This window comes from Brevibacillus porteri (genome assembly GCF_003013475.1).
GTDB classification, from domain to species: domain Bacteria; phylum Bacillota; class Bacilli; order Brevibacillales; family Brevibacillaceae; genus Brevibacillus; species Brevibacillus porteri.
In genome coordinates this window covers 1-14,199 of record NZ_PXZO01000025.1, presented here as the reverse complement: position 1 = coordinate 14,199, position 14,199 = coordinate 1, and the positions used below count along the sequence as shown (strand labels likewise).

The following is a 14,199-nucleotide window of genomic DNA, read 5'->3' as shown; positions in this document are numbered from 1 at the left end:
ACTCCATTATGCTAAACAACTGAACAAGAACATTTTTTACAAATGATGTCACTCAAAATGATGTCTATCATTGCTATGATAAGTACAAATTGACTTGAGATAGATAGGAGGTGTTTCTTCGTGAAACGAATTCTACTCATCGAGGATGAAATGCCGATTGCCCGACTTGTCCAGGTCTACCTGGAACGGGCGGGCTATGAGGTAAAATGGAATGAGGGTGATCACGAGGCAATCCCGACTTTTTTCTCCTGGAAACCAGATCTTGTCCTGCTTGACCTGATGCTGCCCGATCATGACGGCTTGAATATACTCGATCAGATTCGCCAAAACGGTAGTTGCCCTGTCATTATCATCACGGCGCGCGGTACCGTGCCAGACAAGCTCCAAGGGCTGGCACAAGGTGCAGATGATTACATCGCCAAGCCATTTGATCCAGAAGAAGTGCTCGCCCGTGTACAAGCTGTGCTCCGCCGTTCCTCTTATATCGCCGAAGCAGATACGATCAGACTCGGGACACTTTCCATAGATGTTACTGCCCAAAATGCCTTGATCGGGAAAACACCCCTTGCCTTGATGCCACGGGATTGGCAGCTGCTCGTTTTCCTGGCGCGACATCCGAACCAATGCTTCAGCCGAGATCAGTTGCTGGATCAGGTGTGGGGAATGGATTTTGAAGGAGGCGATCGCTCTGTGGATACCGCAGTGAAGCGCTTGCGCAAAAGCTTGCTGCCGTGGCCGACTTCCGAAGGGGAAATCAGCACAATCAGAGGAATGGGGTATAGCCTGCGTGTTTACTAAACCATCTACTTCTACTAGAACTGCTGTGCCGCTCTTGCGTTACTGGACGTGGCGCTATGCCTTGATATTATCCGTCATTCTTTTTGGTATCGGCTTTTTTGGCATCTATTGGATTAACAAAGCAGCTACAGAACAACAGTTTGAAGTATTGGAAGCAAGAACAGAGTTGCTCGCTGATTCGTATACCAAGGTGTTGCTTGCCAAGAGCACCTCGACTTCTTCTGTAAAGATAGCTGATTTGGCACAAACAACAGTTGGTATCTCCAGTCAGGCTGTCACTGCTGTGGCTGGCCCTGCGTCTCCGGCTATTCCTGACACCGCAACACCCGCAGCCAATACCGCCATGATCGCATTTCGAGTCATGCCGACTGTTCCAATCGATCACGTGGTACAGATTTACGATGATGCGGGCAAGACGTTTAAGAAGGAAATGGTGAGTCAGACGACGACCGCTACCATTGCGCAGTTACCTACCCCTGCCCAACCTGTGGACAAAACTAAAGAAATACGGGAGGTCGTTGCCACAAAGGGAGCTACCTGGCTGCGTGTGGGTGTCCCTTACTATGAACACAATACAGTCGCAGGCACCTATTACGTCAGTACCCCCCTTAACAATGATTTGGTTCACACTTATATCACGATCATGGTTTCTATCGGAATCATCACTTTGTGCGGTTGGGCCATCGTCTATGTACTTTCTCGCTCGTTAACACAGCCCCTACGGCAGTTGGCAATAGCGGCAGAACAAATATCCAGCGGGAATTATACGCCTTCCTTGCCCAATTCCTCCAAAATCAAAGAAGCAGAAATCAGTCAGCTGGTTTATTCCTTTGACGAAATGGCGAAACGGCTTGGACAACTAGAACGGATGCGCACCGACCTTTTGGCTGGTGTTTCCCATGAGCTGCGTACCCCTGTTACTTCGATCCGCGGAATGATTCAAGCAGTGAAAGACGGCGTCGTAAAAGGTGCAGATGCGGATGAATTCATGCAAATCAGCATGGACGAAGCCAAGCGACTCCAGACAATGGTCAATGACCTGCTCGATTTCTCCTCCATGGAAGCAGGTGAAGTTTTCGTCGAGAAGCAGTCCATTCAGATCGACAGTACGTTGGATCAGATAGTCGCACAGGTGCAAACCTTGCCCTCATTTGCCAGCGTATCTGTGACAGTTAACCCGACTGGACAAGAAATCGTATGGATCGGCGACGAATCACATGTCAAACAAATTTTGCTCAATTTATTGGGGAACAGCGCTGCCGCAAATGCAACGCAAATCAAGATCGACGTTCACAACCAAAGCAGCTTCCTCTTCATCGATGTAACTGACAATGGAAAAGGAATTCCTGAGTCAGAGGTTCCTTTCATTTTCGAACGGTACTATCGTGGGGATAGCAAACGCAAAAAGAAGCAAGGCCTGGGGCTGGGCTTGACGATCTCCCGCCTATTGGCAAAGGCACACGATGGAAATGTCGAATTGGTTCAGACTTCTCCAGAAGGAACAACCTTTCGTCTTACACTCGCCCATCCAGACTCGTCCGCTTGAAATGAAAAAGAGGAAGCAGCACGTACCGCTCGTGCCGCTTCCTCTTTTACGTATGGGCACCCTCCGGCACATGCGTGCGGATAAGATCCATGAAAATGTCCAATGCTTTGGTATGAAACTCGTCGGATTTCGTGACGAGCGAAAAATCACGGGTAACCGGTGTCCCCGTCACTTTCAATGTACAGAGCGTGCCGAGCTTGCGTTCTTTGCGGATGGCCCAATAAGACAGTAAGCTGATTCCCAGGCCAGCCTCCACTGATTCCTTGATTACCTGTGTACTGCCGAACTCCATTCGCTTTTGCGGTGTGAATTGCAGCTGGCGAAACATTTTTTCAGCCGCTTCCCTCGTGCCTGACCCTTCTTCCCGCACAATCCACGTTTCCTTCATTAGTTCGTCAATGCTGACCTCTGTCTGCCCGGCCAATCGATGCTCTGGCGAAGCAATCAAATACATACGATCATCAGCAAACGGCTCTACGCACATTTTTTCGTCCACATACTCCCCCTCAACAATCCCGACGTCGAGTTGTCGCTTCGCCACCAGCTCAGCAATGACTGTGGAATTGTGAATCGTAATCGTCGGGGTAATCATTGGGTAATACTGACGAAGACGTGCAATGACATGAGGTAGCACATACTCTCCGTATGTGTAGCTGGCGCCAATCGTCAAATGCCCGCTTGGTGTATTCATCAAATCATCCACGAGGCTCTGCATTCGCGTGTACAGGCCCAAGATCTCCCGAGCGTGATGATAGACAATCTCCCCCGCTTTATTCAAACGAACATATTTGTTGCTTCGCTCCAGGAGCTTTGTCCCTATCGTGCGCTCGAGCGCATGAATATACTGACTAACGGCAGGCTGCGTCATATGGAGCTCTTCTGCGGCTCGGGAAAAGTTCTGTCTGTCTGCAACGGTCACGAACACAAGCAAATGCTGATCCAACTGCCTCCACTCTCCTTTCCACTACTAACCATTCATTTCACTTATGATGATCATCGCAATGATTTATTTTTCTTATTATAACAGTTGCCGTATGCTGAGTTTGTAAAACTTTTCGAGGAGTGATGGCAATGGCAACTCCAATTAAAAGCAGCGTGCCATTGAATGAAAGCAATGCCAGTGTACAGCCCGCAAAAAACAACGAAAGCAACCCTGCATCCTTCTCGCTGTGGATAGCTGGAATCGCTTTTACTTTTTTCATCGCCCTGACAGGCTACGGCTTAGCAAAAATACCTGGCTTTCAACAAGTTGGCCCCCTCGCCTGTTCGATCCTGATCGCGGTCGCATACCGGCATTTTCGTGGATATCCGGAAGCATTGCGATCAGGGATTCAATTTTCCGCCAAACGCTTACTGCGTCTGGCTATTATTTTGTACGGTCTTAAGCTCAATATCGACGTCGTCTTGAATCAAGGCCTCGGGCTTCTCGTCTATGACGCTGGTGTTATTATTTTTGCCATCGCGGTTACGATGCTGATAGCCAAGTGGCTGAAAGCAGATACTTCCCTCTCCCTCATGCTCGGAGTCGGTACAGGCGTCTGTGGAGCAGCGGCAATAGCAGCCGTCTCCCCTATCGTTGCTGCCAAGGATGAAGATACCGCCATTGGGGTAGGAATGATCGCACTCGTCGGAACCTTATTTGCTATTTCCTACACGATCTTGCGTCCAATCCTTCCCCTGTCCGCGGTCGAATACGGCATGTGGTCTGGAATTAGTCTGCATGAGATTGCGCATGTCGCATTGGCTGCTGCACCGGCGGGTCAAGATGGGCTAGCGATTGCACTGCTGGCAAAATTGGGACGTGTGCTTCTGTTGGTCCCACTCTGTTTTATCCTGATGGTTTGGATGAAACGTTCCGGGAAGTTACAAAGTGGTACCAAGATCGAATTCCCTTGGTTCCTGATCGGCTTCCTCGCCATGAGTGTTTTTGGAAGCTACGTTCTCGGTACAACGATTCCTGTCTCAGAATCGTTCCATAATGGCGTCGCCAATGTTACAACCTTTGTGCTCACCATGGCGATGGTCGGGCTTGGCCTCAATGTCGATCTGCGGGCCCTTCGAACAAAAGCGGCGCGCCCACTGATTGCTATGAGTATTACCTCGATTCTTTTGTCGGTGCTCTCCTTTGCATTGGTATAAAAAATTGTGGATAACCAGACATGCGGGTTCGAATTCGCCGATTTCTTGATGATCGGCGAGTTTTTTTGTGGATAAGGACAAAGATTATCCCCATATGTTGATAAAGATGTGTACATCTTTGCCGAGGGGGATCTATATGTCGAGAAAATGGTTGAGGAGACGGCCGAACATCTTATTTATCATTGTGGATCAGGAACGATTTCCCCCTGTTTATGAAGGGCCTGCGATACGTGCATGGAGTGAGGATACACTCCATGCTCATGCTTTTTTGCGAGAGCATGGGTTGGAGTTCGAGCGTCATTACGTCGGCTCCACAGGCTGTTGCCCAAGCAGAGCCACCTTGTTCACCGGTCAGTACCCCTCTTTGCACGGCGTCACCCAGACCAGCGGCGTGGCTAAACGATCTCCCGACAGCGACATGTTCTGGCTCGATCGCAATACCGTTCCGACGATGGGAAATTTTTTTCGTCAAGCGGGCTATCGGTGTTTCTATAAAGGCAAGTGGCATATATCCGATGCTGACATTTGGGTACCGGGTACCCATTTTCCCATCCCCAGCTATATTCCTGTAACGGGAGTTCCCGATCCGGATAAAGAGCGCTTATACTTACTTGCTGATCGGCTAGAAGGCTATGGCTTCTCCAGTTGGATAGGGCCTGAACCACATGGGATAGCGCCTCATAACTCCGGTTCGTCCGCAGCCATCGGCGTAAACGGTCGTGATGTGGTGTACAGCAGTGAAGTCATCGAGCTGCTCCATGCATTAGACCAGGAGAAGAACTCCGTTGAAAGCTACCATCCTTGGCTGATCGTGGCGTCTTTCGTCAATCCACATGATATCGCCATCTATGGGGATATCTCTGCGGGCACACCGTTTTTTCGCTTCCATGTGGATAAGTCCGTTCCCGCTGTTGCCCCGCCCCCTACTCAGCACGAATCCCTTGCGACAAAACCGCGCTGCCAAGCGAGTTATCGGGAGGTATATCCACAAGCGTTCCAGCCCATTTCGGACCAAACCCATTATCGAAGACTGTACTATCAGCTCCAGAAAAACGCCGATCGGGAAGTCATGCGTGTTCTTGAAGCACTCGTCGCAAGCTCGTTTTATCCCGAAACACTAGTCGTGTTCACATCCGATCACGGCGAATTGTTGGGGGCTCATGGCAAGCTGCATCAAAAATGGTACTGTGCCTATGAAGAGGCGATTCACATTCCCCTCATTATCCACAACCCACTCCTTTTCCCACACGCAACCTCAACAGAGCTGTTAACCAGTCATGTGGATATTCTTCCGACACTGCTCGGTATGGCTGGAGTAGACACAGACAGGCTTGGTGAGGAACTGACCTTCACGCATAGCGAGGTACGACCTCTTGTCGGTCGTGATCTTACTCCCATCATCTTGTCTCACGATACGGAATCTATCTCCACTGAACCGATCTACTTTATGACGGACGACGATGTAACAAAAGGACAGCATCAAGTGAGCGTGCAACACCAGCCCTATGACTCTGTCATTCCTCCGAATCGGATAGAAACCGTCCTCTCCTACATGCATTCTGCCGGGCACAGCGCTTTATGGAAATACTCCCGCTATTTCGCCGAGGATGTATACAACCCCACCATGATTGATTACGAATTGTACAATCTCACGAACGATCCTTTGGAAACAAGGAATTTGGTAATCCCCCTCTACAAAACCACACACTCAGAGCGCATCCGCCTGAAAATGGAGCTGCTTTTAGAAGAACAACGAGCCCAAAAGCGATTGACACCCTTTTCTCACCCTTTCGCACACTTTCTGTCTACGTGAACTTTTCCGGAACAACAAAAAAACCCCTCGAATTTGAGGGGCTTTTCATCATTTCTCTTCTCTTCTCTTCACTATTCCTGTTCGGTCAATGCTTTTTCCAATGCTGTCATCGCTTCTTGTTCATCGGCACCATCCGTAATCAGGGTAATTTCTTCCCCTTTTCCAATCGCTGCTGCCATAATACCCATGATGCTCTTGCCATTTACATTTTTCTCATTTTTGATGATTTTAATTTCACTTGAAAATGTCGTGGCCACCTTCACAAAGTTCGCAGCAGGACGTGCATGCAGGCCTTGCGCCAATTGAACCACTATTTTTTTCTCTACCATTCTGATATGCCTCCTTTGCTATACTCTCTCCAGCCATTCCTTCACGAACGCCTCTACTTGCGCAGAAGTGCTCATTTGCAAAATCGTATCAATCTGTTTCGCTGCGTCCTCTACGCGCAAACGACTCAGCTGTTGGCGCGCAGGCAAAATGCTCCCTGCACTCATACTAAATTCATCCAGACCTAGTCCCAACAGAATCGGGATCGCGATTGGATCGCCCGCCATCTCCCCGCACATGCCGACCCATTTGTTCTGCGCGTGCCCTGCTTTAATGACGTTGTGCAGCAAGCGCAAAACGGCAGGGTGATAAGGCTGGTAAAGATAAGCGACCTTCTCGTTCATACGGTCGGCTGCCATTGTGTATTGAATTAAATCATTAGTTCCAATGCTGAAAAAGTCAACTTCGCGTGCAAATTGATCGGCCATCAGTGCCGCAGCAGGGATCTCAATCATGATACCCACTTCGTACTGATCGGATACTACAATTCCGCGATTCACCAAAGATTTTTTCTCTTCTTCCAAAATCGCTTTCGCCTGGCGGAACTCCTCCAGTGTCGCAATCATCGGAAACATGATTTTCAAATTGCCGTGTACACTTGCGCGCAATAGTGCACGTAGCTGTGTACGAAACAGTTCTTGGTTGTCGAGACACAGCCGGATGGCGCGATGTCCAAGAAACGGATTCATTTCTTCTGGCAAAGCCAAGTAAGAGAGATGCTTGTCCCCGCCAATGTCCAATGTACGAATAACCACCGGACGGTCGCCCATATGCTCCAGCACATGCTTGTACGCAACGTATTGCTCCTCTTCCGTCGGAAAATCATTGCGTCCCATGTACAGAAACTCCGTGCGGAACAGCCCGACACCTTCAGCACCATTGGCAATAGCCCCAGCGACATCTTCAGGACTTCCGATATTGGCGGCAAGCTCGACATGATGATTGTCCAACGTGACCGTTTTATCGTTCACAAGCTTCGCCAGTTCGGCTTTTTGCGCTTCGTAATCAGCTTGCTTGCGTTTGTAGACAGCGATCTCTTCTTCACTCGGGTCAATAATCGCGATCCCTTCATGCCCATCGAGAATGACGAGTGTCGCGGGCTGAACCGCACGAGTAATCCCTTGTGTTCCGACAACAGCAGGAATCTCCAGAGAACGTGCCATAATCGCAGAATGCGAGGTTCGTCCACCAATGTCCGTAACGAAGCCTTTGACATAGCGACGATCTAATTGGGCCGTATCGGAAGGCGTCAAATCATCCGCTACAATGATCACTTCCTCTGTCAGCTCACCGAGTCCAGCAAACGGTACCCCGAGCAAGTAAGAAAGTACACGCTTAGTCACGTCACGAATATCTGCTGCTCTCTCCCGCATGTATTCGTTGTCCATTTGCTCGAAAAGTACGATGAATGCTTGTGCGATATCATTCAAGGCACTTTCAGCGTTTGTCTTTTCGTTTGAGATTTTATCTTTGACGGTATCGACCAGTTCCGGGTCTTCCAAGACGAGCAGGTGAGCTTTGAAAATGTCTGCATGATCCGTGCCCATCTCCCGCTCCACTCGCAGAACGATGTCCTCCAAATCATTTTTCGCTCGAGCCAATGCCTCTTGAAAGCGTTGGATTTCACTCTCCGAATCTTCAATCGCTACGGTATTAATCTGTAAATCGGGCGTTGTCAGTAAAAACGCCTTACCAATGGCTATACCTGCTGAAGCTTTTACACCTGTGATCTTTTGGGACATCGTAACACCAGCCTCTCTCAATGGCTACCTGACCATTCCTTCAATCTGCGTGCCTGTTCGCGCACGATCTCCTCAAGAGGATGACCTGCCGGAATGCCGGTACAATTGTGTAATGTATTTTCCCATCCAAACTCTTTCAGGCTTGCTTGTATCCGTGCGGACTCCGCATCCTCGGGATAATCGAATGCCAGTGCCGCTGCAATCGCCAGACCCAAATGCTCTGGGTTCATTCCTTTTTCCATGCATTGCAGCGCTGGGCCGACTAAACGATCATGCTGCGACAGCTTGCGGATCGGCGAACGTGCCACCCTGACAATATCGTCAGACAACAGCGGGTTGGTGTATCTGCCGAGAATTTTTTCTACATACTGCCCATGCACTTGTGGGTCAAATCCGTACTTGGCAGAAAGCAGTGCACCTGTCTCCTGGAGAGCCCCGCGTGTCGCCTGAACAATCCGGTCGTCTCGCATCGCTTCATCAATCGTTTTCATCCCCAGCTGATACCCTAGGTACGCGATGACCGCATGACCTGTGTTGACGGTAAACAGCTTTCTTTCGATGTACGGCGCAAGATCCTCCACATAGGTAACGCCCTCTATGGAAGGGATTTCTCCAACCATCTGCGACGAATCTACCACCCATTCGAAAAACGTTTCAACCATAACCAGCAGCTTGTCATCATGCTGCTGCAAAGGAACGATCCGGTCTACCGCTGCATTGGGGAATCCGATCCATTGTGCTGCCTCGGCTTGAACCGATTCCGTCAGATGCTCATACACATGCTCCTTCAGCATCTCGCTGCCGCCAATCATGTTTTCACATGCAATCACATTGAGTGGCTTCGCATGAACAGAAAGTCTCCGGGTAATGCCGGCTGCGATGGCCCCTGCAATATGCGGAAGAATGTTGGGACCCACTGCCGTCGTAACCAAATCGGCAGTTGCGATCGCTTCAGCTACCGCCGCTACATCCTGACCATTTATCGCTCGAACTCCTTCCACGACCGACTCCGGTTTTCCTGTTGTTGCTAGTTGCACACGATACATTTTTCGCTCATTCAGCTCATCGACCAAAGCCGCATTGACATCCACAAACGCAATTTCATAGCCAGCCTTTTGCAAAAGTTGTCCGATAAAGCCTCGCCCAATGTTACCTGCTCCAAAATGTACAGCTAGCATAGGAAATTACACCTCCTCGGAGAACATCGTGATGATTTCTTGCGCCGAAGCCGCGTTTACAATCCGCTTGACGTTTTCCTCCTCGGAGCAAAGAATCGCGATGTTCGAGAGCACCTCCAGATGCTCGTCTCCAACGGCAGCAATGCCCACCAGCAAATAAGCTGTGTTGCCCTCTCCAAAATCTACGCCCCCAGGAACCTGAACGATGGAGATCCCGGTAGATTGAATCTCTGCCTTGGATTCGTTGGTTCCATGCGGGATGGCTACGCCGCTTCCGATGTAGGTGGTCGCCAACTGCTCGCGCTCTTGCATTTTCTCTAGATACGCCTCCGTTACATGACCTGCACGCACAAGCAATTCTCCTGCCAGTCTGATCGCTTCTTCTTTATTGGCTACCTTTGCATTCAACATGATTTTTTCTGCTGTCAGTATGTTTTTCATTTTGTTCTCTCCAATCCTATCTTTTTAAGGCAAAATGCATACATTTTGCCTGCTATATAATCAGCAATTTGCTGTGTTTCTCCTGTTTTCAAAACCGCTTGCATGTCTTCTTCAATCAAAAGGGAGCTGATCTCACTGAGTACTTCCAGCCCTTCCTTCGGCACTTCTTTCGGCCCTAACAAGAGTAGAAGCGTGTCAATGGATATCACTTCTTCATCCATCGAGCGAAGAAGGATAGGCTCTCGTAATTGATGAAACGTAAAAGACGGCTTGTTCACCGCTTCATTTCTTCCGTGGAAAAGGGCCAAGGATGTTCCCGGAATCCCCAAACCGCCGAGCTTTTCCCGCTCGATCAGCTGCTTGACTACCGGTTCGACCTCCTCGATCGTTCCACGTTCTTTCAGCCTCATGCTGATTTGTCCCAAAAGCTGGGCGATGTCCTGAGCACGATTATCCCATCTCATTCCCCATAGCCCATCGTAAAGCTCATTGGCATACGCAGCGTAGTATTGCATGGCCCTTAGTTGTTCGATGGACTGCTGTCCTGCGGGAACCAGCTGACTTTTCTCCTGATGGGATCGTTTCTGACTCGTCGTGTGCAATTGATATTTAATTTTTTGGATATCGTCTGGCGGAAGCAGCGGGCTGACCACGACATATTCCGCTGGATCGAGCGGCAAGGGAAGGGTGGAAATGACCAAGTCATAATCCGTTGCCGGAACCTCTTCCAGATCGAACATGGACAGGTTTTTCAAGCTGACGATCTCCGGTATTTCTTTTTTAATACGCGTTGCCAAAATCTTGGAGGAGCCGATCCCGCTGGAGCATACTACCAATGCCCGGTACCACTGCTGCTCATGGCGCGTTCTCTCCAATGCTGCACCAAGATGCATCACCAGGTACCCGATCTCTTCCTCTGGAACCTGTAGCTCTGGCAAAATCGTATGGACCGCTTCACTTGTTACGGCAAACAGCTCTGGATAGTTTTGCTTGATCTGCTCGAGAATCGGATTGCGAATCTCCATCTTCCGCTGTAATCGGTATAACGCTGGCTCCAAATGCGTCAGCAGACCATGGAACAGCGAAGCCTCATTGCCAAGCGGAATGTCCAAGCGTTCTTCACAGGCTTGAATGAAGCGTTTCGTAATGACCATGAGCTCTGTATTTTCTGGCCATACTTGGTCATCCGGGGAATGCCGCAGCTTGGCACCCCGCAAATGCATCGTAATATAGCCGATCTCATCTGCTGGGATCTCCATTTGGAAAATCTGCTTTAGCCGCTCCATGATGTTGCTGGCTATTTCGTACTCGGGTGTTCCAATCAATTCACTGAGGGTATTCTCGTCAAAATGAATGCCTTCCCCTTTTTCAATCCGTTCCATGGCCAATGCCAAATGTGTGACCAATCCGAGATAGGCGCTGTCTGCCAAAGGATAGGGAAGCTCCTCGTCCAGATGGCTCAATGCATTCTCGACCTTGATCAGCTTTTCCCGGTCAATCAAACCGAGCAGCCGTTCCGAAATCGAGTCGATGTCTCGCAGTGACTTGTTTTGAATATTTTCTTTGATAATCCCAATCAGCTCGTGATCGTCCAGATGCTCGGCAATCAGTCTGCTGATCGCCCGCCGCTTGGACGACTCTGTACCTTGCAACTCCACGCCATACCCTCGTTTTCGCAAGAGTGACAGATCGTATCGAGCGAGCATCGTCTCCAAATCATCCAGATCATGGCTGATGGTTGCTGTTGTCACTTTCAAATCGATCGCCAGCGAAATCAGTTTGACTGGCTCCGATGCCTCCAGGAGTGCGCACAGGATGATTGCCTTTCGTTCCTGCGCGGTGAATTCCTTCGTCATGTGATGCAGGACAGACATTCTGAGTGCACGCTTTTGCTCGTCAGTCCCCACCACTTCAAGACCTGAACCTGTTTTTCTGACCAGCTCCAGTTCAAATTCGTCAAACAAGGAAGTCAGTGCATCCAATTCTCGGTGAACGGTACGACCGCTTACACCAACCTGTTCGGCGATCGAACCCACGGTAACTCCTTTTTGTTCCTTCAATAAAATCTCGATAATAGATCGCTGTCGAGAGGATACATGCATGTCTTCGTTCCCTCCTTAACGCCAAAGAGGGAAGACGCTAGCTCTCACTAGCGTTGATTCCCTTTACCCCAGGCGTTTGACCAACTTGTCATACTCGGGACTATTCAAGAAATTTTCAATAGAGATATGCTCCGCAGAAGGCGCTTTGACCTGCGCTCTCTCTGTTAAAGACTTGTGCGTAATAACGATATCAGCGTCGCTTGGAATGTCGTTGATCGCCGTATTGATGACCGTAATCTCGGTCAGGCCCGCATCCTTGAACTTTTTACGCAAGGACGCCGCTCCCATCGCACTGGAGCCCATTCCCGCATCGCAAGAGAAGACAACTTTCTTCACGTCAGCAGCAGCTACCTCATGCTTCACTGGAGCTTCTACCACTTCTTGTTCCTGCGCTTTTTTGCCTTTCATCTCTTGCATTTTTTCTGTCGCTTTTTCCAGTTCATCCTCGTCTGTCTTCGCGCTCATTTTCAAGAGAGCAGATGCGATGAGGAAGGACACGACAGTCGCCGCCAACACACCAGCCAGTACCGGTAGCAATCCACCACGCGGTGCCATTGCAATCAAGGCGAAAATACTACCTGGAGACGGTGGCGCCACCAATCCTGCGCCGAGCAGCGTGAAGGTAAACACACCAGCCATCCCGCCACCAATGGCCGCGAGAATCAGACGCGGATTCATCAGCACGTACGGGAAGTAAATTTCGTGGATACCCCCGAAGAAGTGAATGATGACAGCACCCGGAGCCGATTGCTTGGCACTGCCTCTGCCAGCAAGCCAGTATGCCAACAATATTCCCAGACCTGGTCCCGGATTGGATTCAAGCAGGAAGAAAACGGACTGACCCAACTTCGCCGCTTCATCCAGACCGATCGGGCTCAAAATACCGTGGTTAATCGCATTGTTCAGGAACAGGATCTTCGCTGGCTCGATAAAAATGCTGGCAAGCGGTAGCAATCCTGCACCTACAATGATTTCTACACCTGCTGCAAGCGCCTTGCTCAAGCCTGCAACGACAGGGCCAATTGCTTGGAAAGCAAACAGTGTCAGTAACCCGCCAACAATACCCGCGGAAAAGTTATTCACTAACATTTCAAAGCCGGAACGAATTTTTCCTTCGAACAACTGGTCCACTTTTTTCATGACCCAGCCGCCCAAAGGACCCATGATCATGGCTCCGAGGAACATCGGGATGTCTGCGCCTACGACAACCCCCATCGTAGCGACGGCACCTACGACCCCACCTCGAACATCATGGACCATTTTCCCGCCGGTATAACCAATCAGCAGTGGCAGTAAATACGTAATCATCGGTCCAACCAGTTTGGCCAAATTTTCGTTAGGCAGCCAACCTGTTGGGATAAATAAAGCGGTAATCAACCCCCAAGCGATGAAAGCACCGATATTCGGCATAACCATTGCACTCAGGAATCGTCCAAACTTTTGTACCGAGACCCGTACTCCACCCGAAGCGTTTTTTGTTTCCACGCTCTCCATACTGCACCCTCCTTTACCCCTATTTATGAGATGTTGACATGATTGAAATGATAATGGGTACACCTCAAATATAAAGCGTTTTCATAGAAGGTAACAACAAAATCAAAGCGCGAATTTGTCTGACTCGTTGTTGCCAAAACTTAATTGCCCATAGGAAAAAGACCTCTGCCCAATTGCAGAAGCCTTCTCCTTACAAATTCTCCGATTCAACCTTGATCACTTTTCCGGTCTTCACATCGACATCGATTTCAAACACCTGATTTTGCTCGGTGAGAATGATGATTTCATACGCGAGAACACCTTCGTCTTTTTCTAACTCAACATGGACAACTCGCCCTTTTACTTGCTGTAAGGCGATTCGTATGGCGTCTTCTTTGGTAATGTCTGTTGGCTCGATGATCGCAGAAATTTCCTTCGCTTGGTCAAAGGAATGTCCAGTTGCATGAACCGACATTCCCCCACCCAATACGGCGAGCCAAATACCAGCCCACTTTCCAATGGCTGTTTTCCTCATGCTTGCCCTCTCTCCCTGCGCGAAAATTCGTGCCAAAACACTCCTAGTTTGTCACGGATTCCCCTAAATATTCGCAGGCAGGTCAACAATCGAGTAGGAGGGAGT

Annotated in this window: 12 protein-coding genes; 4 read left to right on the top strand and 8 right to left on the bottom strand. The window is 49.5% G+C overall.

What is annotated here, in order from left to right:
• Positions 1-120: 120 nt before the first annotated feature.
• Complete coding sequence (locus C7R92_RS14010; protein ID WP_069849772.1) at positions 121-798, top strand: response regulator transcription factor; 678 nt, start codon at positions 121-123, stop codon at positions 796-798.
• Positions 788-2,344, top strand: coding sequence for a HAMP domain-containing sensor histidine kinase (locus C7R92_RS14005; RefSeq protein ID WP_106834686.1), 1,557 nt, complete (start codon positions 788-790; stop codon positions 2,342-2,344). The genes C7R92_RS14010 and C7R92_RS14005 overlap by 11 nt, the downstream gene beginning before the upstream one ends.
• A 46-nt stretch (positions 2,345-2,390) precedes the next feature.
• Here C7R92_RS14005 and C7R92_RS14000 read toward each other — a convergent pair whose 3' ends face one another.
• The gene (locus C7R92_RS14000) at positions 2,391-3,287 is read right to left on the bottom strand and encodes a LysR family transcriptional regulator (RefSeq protein ID WP_069849774.1); all 897 of its coding nucleotides are present in this window, start codon (positions 3,285-3,287) and stop codon (positions 2,391-2,393) included.
• A gap of 128 nt (positions 3,288-3,415) precedes the next feature.
• On the opposite strand from C7R92_RS14000, the gene C7R92_RS13995 reads away from it, so the two are divergent.
• Entirely contained in the window at positions 3,416-4,483 is a 1,068-nt protein-coding gene (locus C7R92_RS13995; protein ID WP_106834685.1) for a YeiH family protein, read from the top strand.
• Positions 4,484-4,619: 136 nt separating this feature from the next.
• Complete coding sequence (locus tag C7R92_RS13990; RefSeq protein WP_106834684.1) at positions 4,620-6,296, top strand: sulfatase family protein; 1,677 nt, start codon at positions 4,620-4,622, stop codon at positions 6,294-6,296.
• Positions 6,297-6,367: 71 nt separating this feature from the next.
• Here the strand turns inward: C7R92_RS13990 and C7R92_RS13985 are convergent, their stop codons facing one another.
• The 7 genes from C7R92_RS13985 to C7R92_RS13955 all read right to left on the bottom strand — a co-directional run bounded on the left by C7R92_RS13985 (position 6,368) and on the right by C7R92_RS13955 (position 14,094).
• Positions 6,368-6,625 (bottom strand): HPr family phosphocarrier protein, encoded by a 258-nt coding sequence (locus tag C7R92_RS13985; RefSeq protein WP_106834683.1) that lies wholly within the window; start codon positions 6,623-6,625, stop codon positions 6,368-6,370.
• A gap of 18 nt (positions 6,626-6,643) precedes the next feature.
• Positions 6,644-8,365: a phosphoenolpyruvate--protein phosphotransferase gene (gene ptsP, locus C7R92_RS13980; RefSeq protein WP_167403209.1), complete on the bottom strand. Its 1,722-nt coding sequence runs from the start codon at positions 8,363-8,365 to the stop codon at positions 6,644-6,646.
• A 17-nt stretch (positions 8,366-8,382) separates the two neighbouring features.
• Positions 8,383-9,543 (bottom strand): mannitol-1-phosphate 5-dehydrogenase, encoded by a 1,161-nt coding sequence (locus C7R92_RS13975; protein WP_106834681.1) that lies wholly within the window; start codon positions 9,541-9,543, stop codon positions 8,383-8,385.
• Between the two features lie 6 nt (positions 9,544-9,549).
• A complete protein-coding gene (locus C7R92_RS13970) occupies positions 9,550-9,984 on the bottom strand; it encodes a PTS mannitol transporter subunit IIA (protein ID WP_069849782.1) in 435 nt (144 codons plus the stop codon).
• The gene (locus C7R92_RS13965) at positions 9,981-12,086 is read right to left on the bottom strand and encodes a BglG family transcription antiterminator (RefSeq protein WP_106834680.1); all 2,106 of its coding nucleotides are present in this window, start codon (positions 12,084-12,086) and stop codon (positions 9,981-9,983) included. The genes C7R92_RS13970 and C7R92_RS13965 overlap by 4 nt, the downstream gene beginning before the upstream one ends.
• 63 nt (positions 12,087-12,149) lie before the next feature.
• Entirely contained in the window at positions 12,150-13,580 is a 1,431-nt protein-coding gene (locus tag C7R92_RS13960) for a PTS mannitol transporter subunit IIBC (RefSeq protein ID WP_106834679.1), read from the bottom strand.
• Positions 13,581-13,770: 190 nt separating this feature from the next.
• Positions 13,771-14,094, bottom strand: coding sequence for a PepSY domain-containing protein (locus tag C7R92_RS13955; RefSeq protein ID WP_017252532.1), 324 nt, complete (start codon positions 14,092-14,094; stop codon positions 13,771-13,773).
• Between the last annotated feature and the right edge of the window lie 105 nt (positions 14,095-14,199).

Excerpts from the sequence above, each read along its gene's own strand:
- C7R92_RS13995 (WP_106834685.1), top strand. The coding sequence starts at position 3,416 with ATGGCAACTCCAATTAAAAGCAGCGTGCCATTGAATGAAAGCAATGCC.
- C7R92_RS13990 (WP_106834684.1), top strand. The coding sequence starts at position 4,620 with ATGTCGAGAAAATGGTTGAGGAGACGGCCGAACATCTTATTTATCATT.
- C7R92_RS13985 (WP_106834683.1), bottom strand. The coding sequence starts at position 6,625 with ATGGTAGAGAAAAAAATAGTGGTTCAATTGGCGCAAGGCCTGCATGCA.
- ptsP (WP_167403209.1), bottom strand. The coding sequence starts at position 8,365 with ATGTCCCAAAAGATCACAGGTGTAAAAGCTTCAGCAGGTATAGCCATT.
- C7R92_RS13975 (WP_106834681.1), bottom strand. The coding sequence starts at position 9,543 with ATGCTAGCTGTACATTTTGGAGCAGGTAACATTGGGCGAGGCTTTATC.
- C7R92_RS13970 (WP_069849782.1), bottom strand. The coding sequence starts at position 9,984 with ATGAAAAACATACTGACAGCAGAAAAAATCATGTTGAATGCAAAGGTA.
- C7R92_RS13965 (WP_106834680.1), bottom strand. The coding sequence starts at position 12,086 with ATGCATGTATCCTCTCGACAGCGATCTATTATCGAGATTTTATTGAAG.
- C7R92_RS13960 (WP_106834679.1), bottom strand. The coding sequence starts at position 13,580 with ATGGAGAGCGTGGAAACAAAAAACGCTTCGGGTGGAGTACGGGTCTCG.
- C7R92_RS13955 (WP_017252532.1), bottom strand. The coding sequence starts at position 14,094 with ATGAGGAAAACAGCCATTGGAAAGTGGGCTGGTATTTGGCTCGCCGTA.